We start from the raw sequence: 20,810 nt of genomic DNA, 5'->3' as shown, positions 1-20,810 counted from the left end.
CCCTTCCGGGGCGAGGGATGCTGCAGCTTGGCGAGGAACGAGCCTAACGAAAGCCGGATGAGGGGAGACACGGCACAGACCTCGGCCCGAGCATGGCCGCAACTATAGCAACGCCCTCGGCCCTTATCGCGTAATTTTAGATAATTACGCGTCATTGATTTGCGTGATTCTTACGAAATGCAGGCTATCATTCTTCAAACGATAAACGCATGGGAGGTTGGATGACGTTTATGGCAGGCGAGCCGGCGGAGGAGAGCGACCTGCGCCGACGGGAACGCGATGCCTTGCAGCGCATTGCCGAGAGGGTTGGCGATCTGGGGATCGAGATCGCGGATATTTCCGGCAATGTCTCCGATGTCGATAGCCGGGTTCGGCGTCAGGCCGATATCTTCACCGAGGTCCGGCAGGCCGCCGAGGATATGGCCGGGCGCAACCATAACGTCTCCCAGGCGGCGCGCTCGGTATCCGAGGTGACCGACTCGGCGACCCAGCAGATTGCCGGCTCGCGCGCGCAAATCGGCGCCTCGGTGCGCGATATTCAGGAACTGGTCGCCGCCGTGGCCGAGATCAATGCCGAGGTTTCCGGCCTGCGCGACGCGCTGGCCAAGGTTGGCGCGGTCGCGCAGGAGATCGCCACCATCGCCAAGCAGACCAACCTGCTGGCGCTGAACGCCACCATCGAGGCGGCCCGCGCCGGCGAGGCCGGGCGCGGGTTCGCCGTGGTCGCGGCCGAGGTTAAGCAGCTCGCCACCCAGACCGCGACGGCGACGCAGGATATCAACGCCACCCTCACCCATCTCGCCGCCCAGTCCGACGACCTGATCCAGCGCACCCATGCCGCCGCGCAGAAGGCCGATGCGGTGCGCGAGGGGGCGGATGCCATCGATCATGTCATGGAGACGGTCGGCCGCGCCATTGAGGGCGTGGGCAGCGAGACCGCCGCCATCGGCGCGGCGGCGGAGGAGATCGACGAGCGCTGCCGGCTGTTCCAGGCGCATGTCGAGGGCATGACCGGCGATGTCGAGCGCTCAAGCCAGGATCTGAGTCAGGCGCGCGAGCGGATCGACCGGCTGGTCACCGTCACCGAACAATTGATCGGCCTGACCGCCGACGCCGAGATCGAGACGGTCGATACCCCCTTCATCACCCTGGCGAAGGATGCCGCGGCCAGGATCGGCGCCGCCTTCGAGGCCGGTATCGCGCGCGGCGACATCACGCTGGCCGATCTGTTCGACCGCAACTACCAGCCGATCGCGGGCAGCAACCCGCAGCAATTCCTGACCCGGGCGACGCTGTTCACCGATGCCGTGCTGCCGGCGATCCAGGAGCCGGTGCTGGGCGCCGACCCGCGCATCGTGTTCTGCGCCTGCGTCGACGAGAATGGCTACCTGCCGACGCATAACCGGAAATTTTCCGAGCCGCAGCGCGGCGATGTCGCCTGGAACACGGCGAACAGCCGCAACCGGCGCATGTTCAACGACCGCGTCGGCCTGGCCGCCGGCCGCAGCACCACGCCCTTCCTGCTGCAAACCTATCGCCGCGACATGGGCGGCGGCAATTTCGCGCTGATGAAGGATTGCTCCGCCCCGATCCGCGTGCAGGGCCGCCATTGGGGCGGCGTGCGGGTGGCGTACAAAATCTAATAAAAGCGGCAGGCCGCCTTGCGTTATCCGCGCGACGGCAGGCTGGCGACCGAAAGAGTATCCTCCGGCGGGACCGGCACGCAGGGCATCTTCTTGGTCTTCAGGATGCTGCAGGCCTGTCGTGCCTCAGTCTCGCTGAGGCCGACCAGACGGGCGCGGTAGAGCGGACGCTCCTCCGGCCTGGCCCGTTCGATCAGGCGCTGCGCCGCGCCCAGTACCTTGGGTGCGGAATCCTGGGCGGTGGCGACGGCCTTGCGGGCCGCGCTCTCGCCGCCGAACGCGCCAACCTGGACGGCCCAGAGGGCCGTGGTGGACGGCACCGCGGCGGTATCGCCCTCGGCCATCGCATCTTCGTCGGCCAGCTTCACGGAGGCGCTGGCGTCCGCCACGACGACCTGCGGGCGAACCTCCGGCATCGGCTTGCGCGAGGGCAGCGGCGCGGCCTTGGCGACCAGCAGCTTTTCGGTCTGCGCGAAGCCGGCATCCAGAATGTCCATCATATGCGCATCGCGCGAAGCCCCGGTGCGGCCACCGAACACCACGCCGATCAGCCGCCGGTCGTCGCGCTTGGCCGAAGCCACCAGGTTGAAGCCCGAAGCGCGGATATAGCCGGTCTTGATGCCGTCGGTGCCCTCGAAATTGCCGAGCAGCCGGTTATGGTTCGTGTAGGTGCGGCCCTGATAGGTGAAGGAGCGCACCTTGAACATGTCGTAATATTGCGGGTAGTCGCGCATCAGCCGGACGGCAAGGCGCGCCATGTCCTGCGCGGTAGTGACCTGCTGCGGATTCGGCAGGCCGGAGGCGTTGCGGAAGGTGGTGCCGCTCATGCCCATCTTGCGGGCGCGGTCGGTCATCATCTGCGCGAACTTGCTTTCGCTGCCGCCCTGCGCCTCGGCCAGCACCACGGCGATGTCGTTGGCCGAACGGGTGATCAGGGCATAGATGGCGTCACGCACGGGAATGGTCTTGCCGGCCGGAACGCCCAGCTTGGAGGGCGGCATGCCGGCGGCGAAGCGCGAGACGGGGATGGCCTGATCCAGCTTCAGCCGGCCACGCTCCAGACTGTCGAACGTCATGTAGAGCGTCATCATCTTGGTCAGCGAGGCCGGGTAGCGCCGCGCATCGGCGTTCTTCTCGAACAGCACGGTGCCGGAATCGTAATCGATCACCAGCCCGGCATAGCGATTATCCGACGCCTGCGCCTGGACCGGAAGCGCCAGCAAAGCCAGCAGTATCAGCGGCACGCATCGCGCCATGATCGCTTTCATGCGGATTTTGCTGCCCATGCTTGCCCCCGCTGCCCCGTTCGGACCCCAGAAATGTGGCCAGTAACCACCAATATGAGGCCGAACTTAATGCAGTTTCGAAGTTAAGTCTACAACCTATTGATACGAATATGAATATTGGCGACAGATTTGTCGGTATCATGGTAGCGTTTTGGGAGGGAGTCAGTCGTCCCGCACGAGGCTGAACCGCGGCCCGCCGCCCGCCCCCTCAGCCAGCAGATCGCTGAGCCACGGCCCGTCCGGCAGGCGGGAGGCGAGGTCGGTCAGATTATTGTTCCACCATTCGCGCTGCTCGCGCACATCGTCGTAATCGTAGCGGGCGGCGCGCCAGATTTTATCGCGCCGCAGATAGATGCTGATATCGACCGGAAACCCCACGCTGGAAGCGCTGAAACGCGTCGAATCGAACGACAGATAGGCCAGGTTAAGCGCGGTGCGCATCGGCTTGTCGAAGGTCAGCGCGCGATCCAGGATCGGCTTGCCGTAGCCGGTGGCGCCGATGGAGAAACAGGGCGTGCGCTGCTCCAGCCCGATCCAGTTGCCCTCCGGATAGACCAGGAACATTTCCGGCTCCCGATCCTGCGTGAGCTGCCCGCAGATAATGGCGTGCAGATTGAATGAAAGCTGCGAGGTTTCCAGCGCCTCGCGATCCTCCTCGGCCACGCGGCGCAGGCAGGCCGCATAGCCGGCGACGGCGTCCAGCATGCTGCGATAGCCTTCGTCCTGCTCGGACATCATGGCCCGCTTCAGATAGGCCAGCGTCTTGTCGCGCAGCGAGCGCAGACCCGATGTCATGATGACGAATTGCGCGCCCGGCGGACCCAGCAGCATCTGCTTTTTGGCGTGCGTCACTTCGGTGCCGCTGGTGATGCGACCGTCCGACAGGGCGATCAGCCCCTCTTCGATGGCGATACCCAGGCAATAAGTCACGAACGCCCCCGCGCTGCACTGTCATTTCTACGTCACGAAGCTACTCCATAATGCCGCTTTGCGGGCAGGAGAAATGCAGCCCATCGGAATTTTGCTGCACTGCACAAAAAAATTCATTGACTCTGAATTCGGATTTCCTAAATTACTCTCGTGTTGCAGTGCAGCATAAGAATTCGGCCGCTTCCTTTCGCGACAGGCATCGAGAAGCGGAAAACGCCCCGAAAGCGAGATTGGAGCCTGATTATGACGACCACCACCAAGAAGACCACTGCCGCCCAGGACGCTGCCATCAAGCAGGTCGAGACCATGGTCGCGGCCGGCAAGCAGACCCTGGAATCGGCGATGAAGAGCGGCAACGACGCCGCAACCAAGGGCTACGAGCAGGCGCTGGGCCTGACCAAGGAGCATGTCGCGAAGCAGAGCGACGCCTTCTTCAAGGGCTATGACACGCTGACCAGCTACAACAAGCAGAACCTGGACGCGATCACCGCCAGCGGCGCCATCGTGACCAAGGGCGTGGAGGATATCTCCAAGACCTGGTTCGGCTTCACCCAGTCCAGCGTCGAGCAGGCGACCGAGACGATGCAGGCGCTGATGGGTTGCAAGACCCTGCGCGACGTTGTCGAACTGCAGAACGGCTTCGCCAAGACCAGCTTCGATCAGCTGATCGCCGAGAGCGCCAAGCTGTCGGAAATGACCATCAAGGTCACCAATGACGCCATCGAGCCGATCAAGGCCCGCATGAACAGCGGCGTCGAGCTGATGATGAAGCCGCTGGCGGCCTAATCTTCCTCGGCTGCCCCTCAGGGGCGCCCCTCCGGCCGGCATCCGCCCCCCTGGATGCCGGCCGAACAGAAAGGCCCGGCCAACCGCCGGGCCTTTTTTGTCGCATGCCGTGTGCCCGCCTCTCGCAAAACGCCCAGAAAGCATCACATTCAACGGGGCGGGGCGCTGCTAGGCTTTCGCCAGACTGCGGTTTCGCCAGGGGGACGGCAAAGCCCCCTTTGCGAAGCCAGGGGCAATCCCTATCATTAAGATGTCGGGGCGATCCCGGATCGGCGGGACCGCCTCGGCAACGGAAGCCTACGGAGTGGAAGCTCCACGGAACGGAAGGATTGTACACCCCTGATGAGCGACCAGGATCAAGGCGGCGACGGTGCGGGGGTTGGCACTGGGGTCGTGGTCAAGGCAAAGCCCAAGACCAAGAAGCCGTCGCTGTATAAGGTATTGATGCTGAACGACGATTATACGCCGATGGAATTCGTCGTCCATGTTCTCGAACGCTTCTTCCAGAAGACCCGGGAGGAAGCGACGCGTATCATGCTGCATGTGCATCACCGTGGCGTGGGCATTTGCGGCCTCTACACCTATGAGGTGGCCGAGACCAAGGTCACCCAAGTCATGGATTTCGCCCGGCAACACCAGCATCCTTTGCAATGCACGCTGGAGAAGGAATAGCCCCCATGCTGTCCCGTAATCTCGAGAAGACTCTGCACCGGGCGCTCGATTTCGCCAATGAGCGGCGGCACGAATATGCAACGCTGGAGCATCTGCTGCTGGCGCTGACCGAGGATCAGGACGCGCTCGCCGTGCTCAAGGCCTGCGGCGTCGACGTCGACAAGCTGCGCGCCGACCTGACCGGCTATATCGATGCCGAGCTGGCCAATCTGGCGACCAAGCGCGAGGAGGACGCCAAGCCGACCGCCGGCTTCCAGCGCGTCGTCCAGCGCGCCGTGATTCATGTGCAATCCTCCGGCCGCGCCGAGGTGACCGGGGCCAATGTGCTGGTCGCCCTGTTCTCGGAGCGCGAAAGCCACGCCGTCTATTACCTGCAGGAGCAGGAGATGAGCCGCTTCGACGCGGTGAACTATATCTCCCACGGCATCGCCAAGGTACCGAAGCGCACCGAAAGCCGCCCGATCGCCGGTATCGACGAGGAGAAGGAAGCGCCGGGCGAGAAGCCGGGCGCGCCGTCCGGCGGGCCGCGCGGCAAAGGCGGCGAGGCGCTGGATAATTACTGCGTTAATCTGAACAAGAAGGCCCTGGCCGGCCGCATCGACCCGCTGATCGGCCGCGCCGCGGAGGTCGAACGCACCATCCAGATCCTGTGCCGGCGCACCAAGAACAACCCGCTCTATGTCGGCGATCCCGGCGTCGGCAAGACCGCCATCGCCGAAGGCCTGGCGCGCCGCATCGTGCAGGGCGAGGTGCCGGACGTCCTCAAGCCGTCGATCATTTTCCAGCTCGACATGGGCGCGTTGCTGGCCGGCACGCGCTATCGCGGCGATTTCGAGGAGCGGCTGAAGGCGGTGCTGAGCGAGATATCCTCGGCCGCCGGCGAGATCATCCTGTTCATCGACGAGATGCACACGCTGGTCGGCGCGGGCAAGGCGGATGGGGCGATGGACGCCTCCAACCTCTTGAAGCCGGCGCTGGCTTCCGGCTCGCTGCGCTGCATCGGCTCGACCACCTACAAGGAATACCGCACCTATTTCGAGAAGGACCGGGCGCTGGTCCGGCGCTTCCAGAAGATCGACGTGAACGAGCCGTCCATCGAGGATGCGGTGAAAATTCTGATGGGGCTGAAGCCCTATTACGAGGAGCACCACCATGTCCGCTACACGGCCGACGCGGTGAAGGCGGCGGTCGATTTGTCGGCGCGCTACATCTCCGACCGCAAGCTGCCGGACAAGGCCATCGACGTGATCGACGAGGTGGGCGCGGCGCAGATGCTGGTGCCCGCCTCCAAGCGGCGCAAGACCATCGGCGTGAAGGAGGTCGAGGCCGTCGTCGCCAAGATTGCCCGCATCCCGCCGAAGAGCGTGTCGACCGACGACCGCACCATCCTGCGCAATCTGGAGCGCGACCTGAAGAATGTCGTGTTCGGTCAGGACAAGGCCATCGAGGCGCTGGCGAGCGCCATCAAACTGTCGCGCGCCGGGCTGCGGGAGCCGGAGAAGCCCATCGGCTCCTACCTGTTCAGCGGCCCGACCGGCGTCGGCAAGACCGAGGTGGCGCGCCAGCTTGCCGCCATCATGGGGATCGAGCTGACCCGCTTCGACATGTCGGAATATATGGAGAAGCATGCCGTCAGCCGGCTGATCGGCGCGCCGCCGGGCTATGTCGGCTTCGACCAGGGCGGGCTGCTGACCGACGCCATCGACCAGCATCCGCACCAGGTGCTGTTGCTGGACGAGATCGAGAAGGCGCATCCCGACCTGTACAACATCCTGCTGCAGATCATGGATTACGGGAAGCTGACCGACCATAACGGCAAGACAGTCGATTTCCGCAACGTCATCCTGATCATGACCACCAATGCGGGGGCCGCCGACATGGAGAAGCCGGCCATCGGTTTCGAGCGCGAGGCCCGCAGCGGCGAGGATACCGAGGCGATCAACCGCATGTTCACGCCGGAATTCCGCAACCGGCTGGACGCCGTCGTCCCCTTCGCGCATCTGACGCAGGAGGTGATCGACCGGGTGGTGGACAAGTTCGTGATCCAGATGGAGGTCCAGCTTGCCGACCGCGGCGTGACCATCGAGCTGACCGACGCGGCGCGCAAATGGCTGGGCGAAAAGGGCTATGACCGCTCCTACGGCGCGCGGCCGCTGGCCCGCGTCATCCAGACCAACATCAAGCAGCCGCTGGCCGAAGAGCTGCTGTTCGGCAAGCTGGCCAAGGGCGGCACGGTGCTGGTCGATGTGAAGGACGGCAAGCTGGCGCTGACCTACCCCGACGAGCCTCCGGCCCGCCCGCGGCCCGCCCGCGAACCGGAAATGGCGGATTGAGGGATTGAGATTGGCGAGGGCCGGGTGCACCCGGCCCTCGCCTTCCCTAAATCCCCGCGCCGGTGAAAGGCTGAAGGGCGACGGGACGGGCGGCGAAGCAATTAGCGCCCATCAGCATGGTGACAGTGCCGCCATCCTCCGACAGCGGCAGGACCAGGCGCTGGTAGTGCCATTTCCGGCCCGCGCCATCGGTATATTCATATTCGCCTGAAACCGGCCTGGCCTGCGCCACGCACAGCGTGTAGTCCTGCAAAATCTCGTCATAAGATAGCCGGTCGCGCAGCGTCTCCAGATAGCGGCCGGTAATGTCGAAGCCATAGCGGTCGACCAGCCGCGTGCCGATCAGGCGGTAGCGGAACCGCAGCGCCGGCGACCGGCGCTCCACATCGACCAGGAAGATGAAAGGCAGCAGCCCGGGTATATCCAGCGGGTCGATATGCTGGCGCGACGGCAGCCGCGCCATGGCGCCGGCGCGCTTGTCCCGCCAATAGGCCAGCAGCGCCGCCAGCTCCTTCTTCAGCGCAGCCTCGCCGATACCGGCGACATGATCGTGTTCGTTGCTATTGGACATCCGGTCGGTTGGGATGCTCATTCATACGCTGTTGCCTAAACACCCATGATTTTATGGAACGGAGATTAAAACTTTCTTTATTCTCCCTTGAGAAATTGCCGCACAATCTCAACATGCTTCCGGCGCTTCCGTAACAGGAGCCTCCCTTCAGGCGATGAAAGCCAGCCGTATCGTCACCTATTGCGGGGTCGCCCTGTCGCTGGCGATTACAGCGGCGGTGAGCCTTAGCCTATGGCAGCACTATAACGACGCCTACCAGCAGGCCCGGCAGATCGCCGGCAACCTGGCCACGGCGCTCGCCCAGCATACGCGCCAGACGATCACCACCTACGACCGGGAACTGCTCGACCTGTCCAAGGACATACCGGGCGAGGCAGTGTTCCAGGAAGAGCTGCACGAGACCAATCGCCGCCTCTTGACGATGCATGCGGCGGACACCCTCGGCGTCGTCGATTTTTTTCTCACTGACAATATGGGAAAATTGCTGGTCAGTTCGCATAAAGCGGAACGACTGGCGGGCGATCTGTCCTCTCATCCCAGCTTCACCGGGCATGCCGGCGCGGTCAATCGGGGGCTGGTGATCGTCGGACCCAGCCACCCGGTGCCCGGCCTGTCCGCGCCGGAACAGGCGGCCCTCACCCTGTCCCGTCCGCTCACCACCTGGGACGGGCGGTTCGCCGGGATCGTCGGGGTATCGCTCTCGCTGGAATATCTGCAGCGCTTCTATGCCTCGCTGGAGGTCGGCGAGAACGGCACGCTTGGCCTGTTCACCCTGGATGGCGAGATGCTGGTGCGCGATCCGCCGATCAAGATGGATCCAGCGGCCGCATCGGGCGTGGCGCAGATATTCGGCAACCGGGCGGAGGAGCGGCCGAACGGCGAGATGATGCTGCTCAGCCCGCTGGACACCAAATTGCGGCTGATCGCCTATCGCACCGTGCCGGAATATCCGCTCCTGGCTTTTGTTGGCCTGTCGGCGGACGATTTCCTGGCCGACTGGCTGATGCATACCCTTTTCTACGGCTTCGTGCTGCTGGTGATCGTCACGACGCTGATCGTGTTCTCCCGCCTGCTCGGCAAGGCGCTGCACCGGCAGAATCGCAATCTGGAAAAGCTGAACCTGTCCGAGGGCCGGGCGCGTCGCCAGGCGGAACAGCTCAGCTATCTCGCCGCCATGTCCGGGGACATGATCGCGATCCGCGATGTCGATGCGCTGCTGAACAAGATCACCGACGTGGCGCGCGAACTAATCGGCGCGCATCAGGCCGTTCTCAGCCTGTCGGCGAACGCGCATTTCGCCCAGACCATCCACGGCATCTCGCTCTCGGAGAAATACGCCGCCTGGCGCGACTATAAGGAGGAGGCGACCGGCGAAGGCATCTACCGGCTGGTCTGCGAGAACAACCAGCCGATGCGCCTGACCCAGGCCGAGTTGGAAGCCCACCCCGCCTTCCTGAATTTCGGCGCGGCGAAGGATCGGCACCCGCCCATGAACGGCTGGATCGCCGTCCCCCTGATCGACAAGGAGGGTGGCAATCTCGGGGTGCTGCAACTCACCGACCGCTATGAGGGAGATTTCGTCGAATCGGACATCATTCTGCTGCAGCAGCTTGCCTTCCTGGGCGCCAGCGCAATCGAGAATGCCCGGCTTTACACGGCGCTGGCCGATTCGCAGCTGGATTTCGTGGAGGCCGAGCGCATCGCCAGGCTGGGCACCTGGCGCTGGAACGCGGATAATGACAGCGCCGTCGTCTCTCCCGTCATGGCGCAGATGCTGGGGCTAGAGGATGCCGACACCGCCCTCCGGATCGAGGGCCGACAGATGCGCCGGGCGATCCATCCTGACGATTACCGCCGGGTTATCGGCCTGATCGAGGAAGCCCGGCAGACCGGCATTCGCGGCGCCACCGAGCTGCGTCTGGTCCATCCGTCCGGCCGGGAGCGCATCTGCTGGACCGAGTATCACCTGCAACACGACGCGGCCGGCCAACCGATCGGCATGTTCGGCGTGATCCAGGACATCACTGAGCGCCGCGACACCGAGGAGCGCTTGCGCCAGGCGCAGAAAATGGACGCCATCGGCCAGCTGACCGGCGGCGTGGCGCATGATTTCAACAATCTGCTGCAAGTCATCATCGGCAATCTGGATCTGGCGCTGGAGGCGCGCCCGGCGGTCGAGACCGGCGCGGAGGAAATGCGCCTCGCCCTGTCGGCGGCCGAGCGCGCGGCCGATTTGACCCGCAAGCTGCTCGCCTTCTCGCGCAAGCAGCCGCTGCAACCCGACACGCTGGACATGAACCGGGTGATCCGCGACATGGGCAGCCTGCTGAACCGGCTGCTGCCGCCCAGCATCTCGGTCGAGACGGTGCTGAGCGGCGGGTTATGGCTGACCAGCGCCGACCGCAGCCAGTTGGAGAACGTGCTGGTCAACCTGGCGGTCAATGCCCGCGACGCCATGCCGGAGGGCGGCAAGCTGACCATCGAAACCGGCAATGGCCACTTGTCCGACGATTACGCCGCAATCCACGATGCGCAGGCCGGCCAGTATGTGATGATCGCCGTGACCGACACCGGCAGCGGCATGCCCGCCAGCGTGCTCAGCCGCGCCTTCGATCCGTTCTTCACCACCAAGCCGGATGGGCAGGGCACCGGGCTTGGCTTGTCCATGGCCTATGGCTTCGTGAAGCAGAGCGGCGGCCACATCAAGATTTATTCCGAAGTCGGCCACGGCACGACGGTGAAGATCTACCTGCCGCGCGTGCATGACGCGGCCCCGGCGGCTGTCGATCCCCTGGCGCCGGAGAATCTGGAACCCCGCGGACGCGGCGAAACCATCCTGGTGGTGGAGGACGAGGATATGGTCCGCCGCACGGTGGAGCGCATCCTGCACGATCTGGGCTACCGCAGCATCGCCGTCTCGACCGGCGCCGAGGCGGTGGCGGCGCTGAGCGCCGATCCGGACGGCATCGCCCTGATGTTCAGCGACGTGGTGCTGCCGCGCGGCCTGATGGGCCACGATCTGGTGGCGGCGGTGCGCGCGCTACGGCCCGATCTGCGCATCCTGTTCACCTCCGGCTTCACCGAGAATTCGATCATCCACCAGGGCAAGCTGGATAGCGGCGTGCATTTGATTTCCAAGCCATACAAAAAAATCCAGCTGGCCCGCAAGCTGCGTGCCCTGCTTGACGCGCCCGACACTACCTATAATTGATTTGTTAAGTTTATTGCGTATACCCTGCTGGCATGTCGATCCGGCGGCGAGGGCGCACGACGGCTTCCGACAAGGATTACCGGATGACGGGAACCGCGTTTAAAACAACCAGTCGGCTGGCGGCGCTGCAACGCTACGCCATTCTCGACACGCCGCCGGAACCCCAATTCGACGCCATCACGCAGTTGGTTACCGAAATCTGCGGCACGCCCGTGGCGTTGATCAGCTTCGTCGACGAACACCGGCAATGGTTCAAATCGGCCCAGGGTTTTCAGCTTCAGGAAACCCCGCTCGATACCTCGATCTGCGCCCATGCCATCCAGCAAGCCGATATGCTGGTGGTGGAGGATACGTTGGCCGACGCGCGATTCCGCGACATGGCGCTGGTGCAGGGCACACCGAATATCCGCTTCTATGCCGGCGCGCCGCTGGAAACCGCGGAGGGCCATCGCCTGGGCACGCTATGCGCCATCGACAGCGTGCCGCGCTCGTTGACCGAGACGCAGCGCAGAACGCTTCAGGTGCTGGCCCGCCAGATCATCGTGGAGCTGGAGCTGCGGCGCTCCATCGAAAAGCAGAACGAGGCGGTGAAGGAGCTGGAACAGCGCGGCCGGGAGATGGAAGCGCTGGCCGTCTCGCTGTGGCAGGCGCGCGAGGAGGCGGAGCTGTCGAACCGCGCCAAGACCGAGTTCCTGGCCTATATGAGCCACGAGCTGCGCACCCCGCTGAACGCCATCATCGGCTTTTCCGACATCATGCGGAAGGAGATGTTCGGCCCGCTGGGGGCGGTGCGCTACCGCGATTATTCCGTCTCGATCCACGATAGCGGCCGGCATCTGCTGTCGATCATCAACGACATCCTCGACATCTCCAAGATCGAGGCCGGCAAGATGAAGATCGAGCCGAAGCCCATCGAGGTGCGCGCCCTGTCGCGCGCCTGCCTGACGCTGATGGAAAGCCAGGCGCGCGAGAGCCATGTGCATCTGCGCAGCCGCTTCGCCGAGCCGCCGCCCGATCTGTATGGCGACGAGCGGGCGGCCAAGCAGGTGATCTTGAACCTGCTGTCCAACGCGGTAAAATTCACTCCCTCCGGCGGAATCGTCACCCTCGCCTTCTCCACCACGGCGGCCGGCGATACCCACATCGAGATCAGCGACAGCGGCATCGGCATGACGCCGGAGGAAATCCAGCAGGCCCTGGCCCCGTTCGGCCAGGTCGACAGCGATCTGGGCCGGCGACACACCGGGACCGGCCTGGGCCTGCCCATCGCGCGTGCCCTGATGGGGCTGCATGGCGGCGAATTCGAGATCGACAGCACCCCCGGCAAGGGCACCTGCGTGCGCTTGACCTTCCCGAAGGCCGGTCGCGAGCCGATGCCTCTCGCCGCCGACGCCTGAGGCGCTACAGCCCGGCCACGCCGGACGGCCGCCGCCGGTCCGCCCCGCCCGCCTTCAAGCCAGTCGCCGGATCGGCCACGATGGCGCACACGCCGCCCGCCTTCCAGGTCCAGTCCGGCCAGCGCACCACGTCGTGGCCCAGCCTGGCCAGCGTGTCGGCGGTCGCCCCCGCGATCCGTCCCTCGACGCTGAGGCGGCCGGGATAATAGGGGTGCGGCGCGAAGGAATCCGGAAAGCTGTAGGTCGCGAAGCGCGGCGCGTCGATGGCGCTCTGCGTATCCATGCCGAACACCGAGACATTCAGCAGCACCTGCAGCATGGCCTGCGACTGCACGTCGCCGCCGGGCGTGCCGAACGGCATCAGCGCCCCATTGTCGAACACCGCCAGCGCCGGATTCGGCGTCAGCCGCGGGCGCTTGCCGCCCATCACCTCGCTGGCGTGCCCTTCCTGCGTGAAGGCCTGCGAGCCGCGCGAGGAAGGGCAGATGCCGAGGCCCGGAATCACCGGCATGTCGTTCGAGGTATCGCTGGGCGTGGCGGAGAACACGTTGCCCCACCGATCCACCGCGCAGACATAGGAAGTGTCGGGCGACAGGGCCGGCTCGTCCGTGCGCACCGGCGCGTCGCTGCCGCCATTGCCCAACACCGCGCGCATGGTGCGCGGATCGCCCGCCGGCGGCATTCCCGGCCAGGCCTTCTTCGGGTCGATCAGCCCGCGCCGCAGATCGGCATAGGCGTCCGACAGCAACGCCTCCAGCGGCACATCGACGAAACGCGGATCGCCGTAATAGGCCTCGCGGTCAGCGAAGGACAGCTTCATCGCCTCGGTCAGCAGATGGATATAGGCCGGGCTGTTATGCCCCAGCGCCCGCAGATCGGCGCCGGCCAGCAGCTTCAGCATCTGGATCAGCACCGGCCCCTGGCACCAGACATTGCAGGTATAGACCTCCATGTCGCGGAACCGGCCCTTGGCCGGCTTCTCGATGGCGACGGAGAAATCCGCCAGATCCTGCTCGGTCATCCAGCCGCCATTCTCGGTGTGATAGCGGGCGATGGCGCGGGCGATATCGCCCTTGTAGAACGCGTCGCGCGCGGCCTTCAGCCCATCCTCGCGGCTGCCTCCGGCAGCCTTCTCCGCCTCCGCCATGTAGGTCAGCATCCGCGCCAAATCAGCCTGCACGAACAGCTCGCCCGGCCGGGGCGGCCGGCCTTGCGGCAGGTAGATGGCGCGGTTCGCCTCCCAGCGCGCGAAACCCTGCTCGTTGGCGCCGACGAAATCGGCCAGCAGCGCATGGGTCGGGAACCCTTCCCCGGCGAAGCGGATCGAGGCGGCGGCGACATCGGCGAAGCGCATCGTGCCGTATTTCGCCAGCGCGGTGATCCAGGCGTCCGGCGCGGCGGGAATGACGGCGCGCAGCAGGCCGGGCGGAATCTCGCCGTCATGATGATCGCGGAAATAGGCGGAACTGGCCTGCTTGGGGAACCAGCCGAGGCCGCTGATCGTCACCACCTCGCCGGTCTCGGCCATGCGGATCATGGTCGGCGCGACGCCGGCCACATTCACCAGGTCCGGCTGCAGCACGCCCAGCGCCATGCCGGCGGCCACGCCCGCATCGACCGCATTGCCGCCCGCCTCCAGGATCGCCAGGCCGGCCTGCGCGGCGGCGTGATGTCCCGCCGCCACCATATGCCGGCTGCCCAGCGTCACCGGCCGGTGCGCCCCGGACCCAAGCCCCAGCCCGCCACCGGGCAAATCTTGCGACTGACCGCTCACAGCATCCTCCTTTATTCATCCGCTTTGCCGGCAAGCAAAGCCTCCCCCTGACTCGATTGCAAGCGGCATGCGCCCATGGGCGCTCTTCTCGGCATTGCGGGACACACCGTTAAGGAGGTATTGACCTCCCACACAGCAGGAGAGGCCTTTATGAGAACCATCGCCCTCGCCCTTGCCGGTTTTATGCTGGCCCTGGTCGCCCAGCCGGCCGCCGCGCAGCAGAAGGTGACGCTGCGGCTGCATCACTTCCTGCCGGCAACCTCGCATACCCAGGCCGACTTCCTGGAGCCGTGGGCGCGCAAGGTGGAGGAATCTGCCAAGGGCCGCATCAAGGTGGAAATCTATCCCTCGATGCAGCTTGGCGGCCGCGCGCCCCAGCTGTTCGACCAGGTGCGCGACGGGGTGGTGGATATCGTCTGGACCCTGCCGGGCTACACACCGGGCCGCTTTCCCAAGGTGGAGGTGTTCGAGCTGCCCTTCGTGGCCGGCACCGCGAAGGCGACCAGCCAGGCGGTGCAGGCCTTCGCCGAGAAGCATCTGGCGGACGAGTTCGCCGCCGTGCACCCGATCCTGTTCCACGTCCACGCCGCCGGCGCGTTCCATATGAACAAGAAGCCGATCGCCACGCTGGGCGATCTGAAGGGGCTGAAGATCCGCGCCCCCACCCGCATCTCCAACAAGATGCTGGCGGCGCTGGGCGCTGCCCCGGTCGGCATGCCGGTGCCGCAGGTGCCGGAAGCGCTGTCCAAGGGCGTGATCGACGGCGCGCTGCTGCCCTATGAGGTGACGACCGCGCTGCGCATCCATGAGCTGACCGACAGCAATACCGAGATCGCCGGGCCGCGCGGCATCTACACCGCCGTGTTCCTGCTGGCGATGAACAAGCAGCGCTATGACGGGCTGCCGGACGCGCTGAAGGCCGCCATCGATGCCCATTCCGGCCTGGAGACGGCGCAATGGGCCGGTGCGGTGTGGGAGAAGACGGAGGCGCAGGCGCGCCAGGTCGCGGTCGAGGCCGGCCACGCCTTCAACCGCATCGAAGGGCCGGAGCTGCTGCGCTGGCAGCAGGCCAGCCAGCCGGTGATCGACGATTGGCTGGCGGAGATGAAGGGCAAGAATATCGACGGCGCGAAGCTGCTGGACGATGCCCGCCTGCTGGTCACCCAGCATACCGATGGGAATTAGCCCAGGCCGCTTGCTGGAGAGGCTGACTGCCGCCGGCGCGGTGTTCGGCGGGCTGGTGCTGGTCGCCCTGACCGTGATGACCCTGGCCAGCGTGCTGGGTCGCGCCCTCTTCGCCCTGCCCGTTCCCGGCGATTACGAGCTGGTGGAGCTGGGCGTGGCGACCGCCGTCTTCGCCTTCCTGCCCTATTGCCAGATGCGCGGCGGTCATGTCGCGGTCGATATCTTCACCGCCAAGGCCCCGCTGGCGGTGAGGGGCGCGCTGGACCGCATCGGCGGGCTGCTGCTGGCCGGCATCGCCGTCCTGCTGTGCTGGCGGCTATGGCTGGGCGGGCTGGATTACCGGCAGTATGGCGAGACCAGCATGATCCTGGCCCTGCCGGTCTGGTGGGGCTATGTACCCGCCACCTTCTTCTGCGCCCTGCTGGCGGCGACCGCCCTCTACACAGCGTTAAGGCCGCGTCCATGACCCTGGCGCTGCTCAGCTTCCCGGTGCTGCTGCTGTTGCTGGCGCTGCGCATCCCCATCGGCGTGGCGCTGTTGATGGTCGGCGGGGCCGGCTATGTGCTGGCGTCGGGCTGGCTGCCGCTGCTGGGCTATCTCAAGACCGGGCCATACGCGCTGTTCTCCAGCTATACGCTGTCGGTGGTGCCGCTGTTCCTGCTGATGGGACAGTTCGCCGCCAAGGCCGGCATCAGCCGCGCGCTGTTCGATGCGGCGGCCGCTTTCATCGGCCATCGGCGCGGCGGCATTGCCATGGCGGCGATCGGCGGCTGCGCCGGCTTCGGCGCGATCTGCGGCTCCTCGCTGGCGACCGCCGCGACCATGGCGCAGGTCGCCCTGCCGGAGATGAAGCGCCACGGCTATTCCGGCCGGCTGGCCACCGGCACGCTGGCCGCCGGCGGCACGCTGGGCATTCTGATCCCGCCCTCCGTCGTGCTGGTGATCTACGCCATCCTAACCGAGCAGAACATCGCCAGCCTGTTCGTCGCCGCCTTCGTGCCTGGCGTGCTGGCAGCGATCTTCTACATGCTGGCCATCGCCCTGGTGGTGCGCCGCGACCCCGCCGCCGGCCCGGCCGGCCCACGCCGCGGCGCGGCGGAAAGGCTGGCGGCGCTGGCCGCCATCTGGCCGGTCGCGCTGATCTTCGCTCTGGTGGTGGGCGGCATCTATGGCGGCTGGTTCACGCCGACCGAGGCGGCGGCCATCGGCGCCTTCGGCACCGGGCTGATGGCAGTGACCAAGGGCGGCATGCGGCTGGCCGGGCTGGTCGAGTGCGTGAAGGCCACCGCCGAGGCGACCGGGATGATCTTCCTGGTGCTGCTGGGCGCGGAGATCTTCAACGCCTTCCTGGCGTTGACCCGCATGCCGGTGGAGGCGGCGGCGATCATCGGCGGCAGCGGCCTTGCTCCCCTGCTGGTGCTGCTGGCGATCCTGGCGATCTATCTGGCGCTGGGCTGTGTGATGGACAGCCTGTCGATGATCCTGCTGACCGTGCCGATCTTCTTCCCCGTCATCATGGCGCTGGATTTCGGCCTGACGCCCGACCAGACCGCCATCTGGTTCGGCATTCTGGCGCTGACCGTGGTGGAGGTGGGGCTAATCACCCCGCCGGTCGGGCTGAACGTCTTCATCATCAACCAGGCCGCCCGCGAGGTGCCGATGCTGGAGACCTTCAAGGGCGTGCTGCCCTTCCTCGCCGCCGACGCCCTGCGCATCGCCCTGCTGGTCGCCGTGCCGGGGCTGTCGCTATGGCTGCTGGCAATCACATAGCGCGCCTAGCGGGCGGTCAGCTTCAATTCGATCCGGCGGTTCTGCCGGCGGCCGGCTTCGGTGTCGTTGCTGGCGATCGGCTTGTTGTCGGCATAGCCGGCGGCGGCAAGGCGGGCGGCGGGAACGCCGGCCGCCATCAGCTGGCGCACGACCGAGATGGCGCGCGCGGTCGACAATTCCCAGTTCGACGGGAATTGCGGGGTCGAGATCGGCACATTGTCGGTATGACCCTCGACCTGCAGCACCCAATCGATGTCGGACGGGATCTGACTGCCGATTTCCTGCAGCAGCGTGGCAAGCTGGTTCAGCTGCGCCTGTCCCCCCTGGGCCAGCGCGGCGGCGCCGGAATCGAAGAACACTTCGGACTGGAAGATGAAGCGGTCGCCGACGATGCGCACATTCTGCCGGTCCTCCAGCAATTGGCGCAGCCGGCCGAAGAATTCCGAGCGATAGCGCGCCAGCTCTTCCAGCTTGCTGGCCAGCGCCAGGTTCAGGCGGCGGCCGAGATCGACGATCTGCGCCTCCTGCTCCTTGCTCTCGGCCTCGGAAATATCGAGCGCCTCGCTGATCCGCGCGAGCTGCTGGCGCAGCGCCACTATCTGCCGGTTGAGGATGGCGATCTGGTCCTGCTGCTGGGCCGACAGCTTCTCCTCGCTCTCCAGCGCGCCGCGCAGACGGCTGATCGCGGTGTCCTTGGTCTCGATATCCCTCTGGGCCAGCGCGGTGCGTTCCTCCTGCGTGCTGAGGCGCGCCTCCAGCTCCTTGGAACGGTCGCGCAGGGCGGTCAGCTCGCTGGTCAGCGTGTCGATGCGCTGCTCGCGGTCGGCCAGCGCCGCCGCGCCCTCCTGCTCCTTCTGCTCGGCCGTCTGGACCGCGCCGGCAAGCTGGGTTACCCGCGCCTCCAGCTCCTCGCGCACCTTGCGCAAGGCGGCGATGTCACGATTCAGCCGCTCCAGGTCGCGCAGCTGCGCCTCGATGGCGGCCTTGTCGGCCTGGATCACCTTATAGGCGTCCATCAGGTCGGCCGAGGCCTGGTCGCGCCCGGTCTCCGCCGTGTCCAGCTTCTGTTGCGCGCCTTCCAGGTCGGCCAGGGCGGACGAAAGCCGCTCCTGCAGCGTATCGCGCTGTGTCTCCACCTGGCTGACGCGCGCCGTCAGATCGTCGCGGGTGGCGACGGAGCCCTGCAACTCGGCCGAAAGCTGGGCGATGTTCAGCCGCAGGTCGGCGTTGGTCTCGCGTTCCAGCGCCAGCATGTCGGTCAGTTCGACGATCTGCCGTTCCAGCCGCTGCAACGCCTGCTCGCGCCCGGTCAGCGCCTGGGTCAAATAGAATTGCGCGACGATGAACACCATCAGCAGGAACAGGATGACGACCAGCAGCGCGCCCAGCGCATCGACGAAGCCGGGCCAGATGTCGAGCTGACGACGCTGCCGGCGAAGCGCGCTCATCGCTGGCTTTCTTCGGCGATGGCGGCGATGGTGCGGGCGAGCAGCCGGATTTCGCTGCGGATTTCCTCGATGGCCTGGTTGCGGCCGCTGGAGCTTTCCTCCAGCAGGCGCGCCAGATACAGCTCCATATTGCGGATATGGGCGCGGGTCTGCTCGTCGGAGCCGAAGCTGGAGGTATCAGCCAGCCGCGCCAGCACCGGCCGCAGCTCCAACTGGCCCTCGGCGATCTTCTGCATCAGCGACTGCTCGACCCGCATCTGGTCGGTCATGACGCTCATCTTCTCGGTCAGCGAGATCAGGTTGTTATTGGCGCTGCGCCGGCTTTCCTCGCCGCGCTCAATGGTGCGTTGCAGCCGGTCGATGGTATCGGCGGTCTGTTCCAGCAGCGCCTGCACATAGGCCGGCATCGAGGCCTCGCCCTCGCTGACCGGCCCGGCGGAGCCCAGCCGGGTGATGCTGGACAGCCAATCCTCCAGCTCGTTATAGAACCGGTTCTGCGCCTGGCCGGCCTGGAGATCGAGGAAGCCCAGGATCAGCGAGCCCGACAGGCCGAACAGCGAGGAACTGAAGGCCGTGCCCATGCCGGCCAGCGGCGATTCCAGATTGGCCTGCAACTCCTGGAACACGGTGCCCAGATCGCCGCTGGAGAAGGACAGGTTGGCAATTACCTTGCCGACCGCGTCGATGGTCTGGATCAGCCCCCAGAAGGTGCCCAGCAGCCCCAGGAAGATCAGCAGCCCGACCAGGTAGCGCGACAGGTCGCGCGATTCGTCCAGCCGCGAGGCCACCCCGTCGAGCAGCGAGCGCAGCGATATCGCCGACAGGCTGACCCGGCCCTGGCGCTCGGTCAGCAGCGTGGCGACCGGGTTCAACAGGCGCGGCTGGCGCTGCACGGCCGTGGTGTTGCCGCCGCGCCGGAAGGAATCGATCCAGGCCGCCTCCGGCCCCAGCATCAGCACCTGGCGGAAAATATAGACGATGCCCAGCAGCAGCACGGCGATGATCATGCCGTTCAGAATCGGGCTGGTCATGAAGGCGGTGCGCAGCGTCGGAAACAGCAGGGCCGCCGAAAGCGCCACCGCGACAAGGAAGATCACCATGCGGGTGAGAAAGCGTTTCGGCGTGCTCATCAGGCTCTGCCTTTCGCGGCGGAACGGGGGATGCGCGCCCGGCTAGCGGCGCATATATGGTCGGGTTTCGCTGTGCCGGCGGTCAACGGCCGACAATTCGGACATCGACGCGGTCGGCCGAACCGTCCCTGTTGGTGTCGCCCAGCGCGCGGACATCCATGCGGGTACTGCGGATTCCCTGCTCGATCAGGTAAGAACGCACGGCCAGCGCCCGCGACAGCGAGACGCGGCGCGCCTGGCTGCTGGAGCTGCCGTCGCCGGCGGCATAGGCCATCAACTGCACGCGCAAGCCGTCATCCGCCTTCAAGCGCTGGACGATGGGCGCAAGCTGGCCCCGCGCCTGGTCGGCAAGATCGCTGCCGCCCGCCGGGAACGGCAGGCTGAAGCCGCCATCGATGGCGCGGGGGGCGGTCTCCCGCGCCGCGGCGGCGGGTGGCAAGGCGGCGGTGCGTTGCTCGGTAGGCCGGGCGGCAGGCGCCGGCTTGGCTTGCGGAGAAGGCTGGGCCTGCGGAGAAGGCTGGGCAGCCGCCCGAGGCGCCTCCTGCGGGGCGACCGGACGCGGCGGCGCCGGCGGCGTAACCGGTTCCGGACGGGCGGAAGGCAGCGCGGCGGTACGGGCCGGTTCCGGCGCCGGCATCGCGGCGGGCGCGGCCGGGGTCGCTGGCGAAGGGGCG

At 66.1% G+C, this 20,810-nt stretch carries 16 protein-coding genes; 9 read left to right on the top strand and 7 right to left on the bottom strand.

The window, feature by feature from the left end; translation table 11 throughout:
* The first annotated feature begins 221 nt into the window (after positions 1-221).
* Positions 222-1,643 carry a methyl-accepting chemotaxis protein gene (locus tag AUP43_RS14355; RefSeq protein ID WP_232315183.1) on the top strand — a complete coding sequence of 474 codons (1,422 nt, stop codon included), beginning with the start codon at positions 222-224 and terminating at the stop codon, positions 1,641-1,643.
* A gap of 23 nt (positions 1,644-1,666) precedes the next feature.
* Here the strand turns inward: AUP43_RS14355 and AUP43_RS14350 are convergent, their stop codons facing one another.
* Positions 1,667-2,929 carry a D-alanyl-D-alanine carboxypeptidase family protein gene (locus tag AUP43_RS14350; RefSeq protein WP_084462827.1) on the bottom strand — a complete coding sequence of 421 codons (1,263 nt, stop codon included), beginning with the start codon at positions 2,927-2,929 and terminating at the stop codon, positions 1,667-1,669.
* Between the two features lie 162 nt (positions 2,930-3,091).
* Positions 3,092-3,859, bottom strand: coding sequence for a peptidase (locus AUP43_RS14345; protein WP_067558483.1), 768 nt, complete (start codon positions 3,857-3,859; stop codon positions 3,092-3,094).
* A 243-nt stretch (positions 3,860-4,102) separates the two neighbouring features.
* Between AUP43_RS14345 and AUP43_RS14340 the strand changes: the two genes are divergently transcribed.
* From AUP43_RS14340 to clpA, 3 genes are all read left to right on the top strand, one after another.
* Positions 4,103-4,645: a phasin family protein gene (locus AUP43_RS14340; protein WP_067558481.1), complete on the top strand. Its 543-nt coding sequence runs from the start codon at positions 4,103-4,105 to the stop codon at positions 4,643-4,645.
* 342 nt (positions 4,646-4,987) lie between these two features.
* The gene (clpS, locus tag AUP43_RS14335) at positions 4,988-5,317 is read left to right on the top strand and encodes an ATP-dependent Clp protease adapter ClpS (RefSeq protein ID WP_067558479.1); all 330 of its coding nucleotides are present in this window, start codon (positions 4,988-4,990) and stop codon (positions 5,315-5,317) included.
* Between the two features lie 5 nt (positions 5,318-5,322).
* The gene (gene clpA / locus AUP43_RS14330) at positions 5,323-7,650 is read left to right on the top strand and encodes an ATP-dependent Clp protease ATP-binding subunit ClpA (RefSeq protein WP_067558478.1); all 2,328 of its coding nucleotides are present in this window, start codon (positions 5,323-5,325) and stop codon (positions 7,648-7,650) included.
* Between the two features lie 46 nt (positions 7,651-7,696).
* Here the strand turns inward: clpA and AUP43_RS14325 are convergent, their stop codons facing one another.
* Positions 7,697-8,242 carry a PAS domain-containing protein gene (locus AUP43_RS14325; protein ID WP_067558476.1) on the bottom strand — a complete coding sequence of 182 codons (546 nt, stop codon included), beginning with the start codon at positions 8,240-8,242 and terminating at the stop codon, positions 7,697-7,699.
* Between the two features lie 133 nt (positions 8,243-8,375).
* Between AUP43_RS14325 and AUP43_RS14320 the strand changes: the two genes are divergently transcribed.
* Together AUP43_RS14320 and AUP43_RS14315 are read left to right on the top strand one after the other, a co-directional pair.
* Complete coding sequence (locus tag AUP43_RS14320; protein WP_067558474.1) at positions 8,376-11,432, top strand: ATP-binding protein; 3,057 nt, start codon at positions 8,376-8,378, stop codon at positions 11,430-11,432.
* 83 nt (positions 11,433-11,515) lie between these two features.
* Positions 11,516-12,829 (top strand): GAF domain-containing sensor histidine kinase, encoded by a 1,314-nt coding sequence (locus AUP43_RS14315; protein WP_067558472.1) that lies wholly within the window; start codon positions 11,516-11,518, stop codon positions 12,827-12,829.
* Positions 12,830-12,833: 4 nt separating this feature from the next.
* On the opposite strand, the gene AUP43_RS14310 is transcribed toward AUP43_RS14315, so the two are convergent.
* Positions 12,834-14,603 carry a gamma-glutamyltransferase family protein gene (locus AUP43_RS14310; protein WP_198154918.1) on the bottom strand — a complete coding sequence of 590 codons (1,770 nt, stop codon included), beginning with the start codon at positions 14,601-14,603 and terminating at the stop codon, positions 12,834-12,836.
* 150 nt (positions 14,604-14,753) lie between these two features.
* Between AUP43_RS14310 and AUP43_RS14305 the strand changes: the two genes are divergently transcribed.
* From AUP43_RS14305 to AUP43_RS14295, 3 genes are read left to right on the top strand one after another with little or no spacing between them, the layout of a single operon-like run.
* A complete protein-coding gene (locus tag AUP43_RS14305; protein WP_067558466.1) occupies positions 14,754-15,788 on the top strand; it encodes a TRAP transporter substrate-binding protein in 1,035 nt (344 codons plus the stop codon).
* Entirely contained in the window at positions 15,778-16,254 is a 477-nt protein-coding gene (locus AUP43_RS14300) for a TRAP transporter small permease (RefSeq protein WP_067558464.1), read from the top strand. The genes AUP43_RS14305 and AUP43_RS14300 overlap by 11 nt, the downstream gene beginning before the upstream one ends.
* On the top strand, positions 16,251-17,558 hold the full coding sequence (locus AUP43_RS14295; protein ID WP_067558461.1) for a TRAP transporter large permease: 1,308 nt from the start codon (positions 16,251-16,253) through the stop codon (positions 17,556-17,558). Before AUP43_RS14300 ends, AUP43_RS14295 begins: the two co-directional genes overlap by 4 nt.
* Before the next feature lie 5 nt (positions 17,559-17,563).
* Here the strand turns inward: AUP43_RS14295 and AUP43_RS14290 are convergent, their stop codons facing one another.
* From AUP43_RS14290 to AUP43_RS19465, 3 genes are all read right to left on the bottom strand, one after another.
* Positions 17,564-19,006, bottom strand: coding sequence for a peptidoglycan -binding protein (locus AUP43_RS14290; RefSeq protein ID WP_067558458.1), 1,443 nt, complete (start codon positions 19,004-19,006; stop codon positions 17,564-17,566).
* Positions 19,003-20,136 carry a flagellar motor protein MotA gene (locus tag AUP43_RS14285; RefSeq protein WP_067558456.1) on the bottom strand — a complete coding sequence of 378 codons (1,134 nt, stop codon included), beginning with the start codon at positions 20,134-20,136 and terminating at the stop codon, positions 19,003-19,005. The genes AUP43_RS14290 and AUP43_RS14285 overlap by 4 nt, the downstream gene beginning before the upstream one ends.
* An 82-nt stretch (positions 20,137-20,218) precedes the next feature.
* Positions 20,219-20,810 (bottom strand): OmpA family protein (locus tag AUP43_RS19465; RefSeq protein WP_232315182.1); only part of this gene is annotated, 592 nt, incomplete at its 5' end.

This window comes from Oceanibaculum pacificum (assembly GCF_001618175.1).
Taxonomy (GTDB): Bacteria; Pseudomonadota; Alphaproteobacteria; order Oceanibaculales; family Oceanibaculaceae; genus Oceanibaculum; species Oceanibaculum pacificum.
The sequence above is the reverse complement of the archived record's forward strand: the minus strand, read 5'-3'. Positions and strand labels throughout refer to the sequence as shown.

Bases quoted from the DNA above. Each gene is read 5' to 3' on its own strand.
- clpA (WP_067558478.1), top strand. From the start codon at position 5,323: ATGCTGTCCCGTAATCTCGAGAAGACTCTGCACCGGGCGCTCGATTTC.
- clpS (WP_067558479.1), top strand. From the start codon at position 4,988: ATGAGCGACCAGGATCAAGGCGGCGACGGTGCGGGGGTTGGCACTGGG.
- AUP43_RS14295 (WP_067558461.1), top strand. From the start codon at position 16,251: ATGACCCTGGCGCTGCTCAGCTTCCCGGTGCTGCTGCTGTTGCTGGCG.
- AUP43_RS14340 (WP_067558481.1), top strand. From the start codon at position 4,103: ATGACGACCACCACCAAGAAGACCACTGCCGCCCAGGACGCTGCCATC.
- AUP43_RS14290 (WP_067558458.1), bottom strand. From the start codon at position 19,006: ATGAGCGCGCTTCGCCGGCAGCGTCGTCAGCTCGACATCTGGCCCGGC.
- AUP43_RS14305 (WP_067558466.1), top strand. From the start codon at position 14,754: ATGAGAACCATCGCCCTCGCCCTTGCCGGTTTTATGCTGGCCCTGGTC.
- AUP43_RS14355 (WP_232315183.1), top strand. From the start codon at position 222: ATGACGTTTATGGCAGGCGAGCCGGCGGAGGAGAGCGACCTGCGCCGA.
- AUP43_RS14320 (WP_067558474.1), top strand. From the start codon at position 8,376: ATGAAAGCCAGCCGTATCGTCACCTATTGCGGGGTCGCCCTGTCGCTG.
- AUP43_RS14350 (WP_084462827.1), bottom strand. From the start codon at position 2,929: ATGGGCAGCAAAATCCGCATGAAAGCGATCATGGCGCGATGCGTGCCG.
- AUP43_RS14325 (WP_067558476.1), bottom strand. From the start codon at position 8,242: ATGAGCATCCCAACCGACCGGATGTCCAATAGCAACGAACACGATCAT.
- AUP43_RS14285 (WP_067558456.1), bottom strand. From the start codon at position 20,136: ATGAGCACGCCGAAACGCTTTCTCACCCGCATGGTGATCTTCCTTGTC.
- AUP43_RS14315 (WP_067558472.1), top strand. From the start codon at position 11,516: ATGACGGGAACCGCGTTTAAAACAACCAGTCGGCTGGCGGCGCTGCAA.
- AUP43_RS14300 (WP_067558464.1), top strand. From the start codon at position 15,778: ATGGGAATTAGCCCAGGCCGCTTGCTGGAGAGGCTGACTGCCGCCGGC.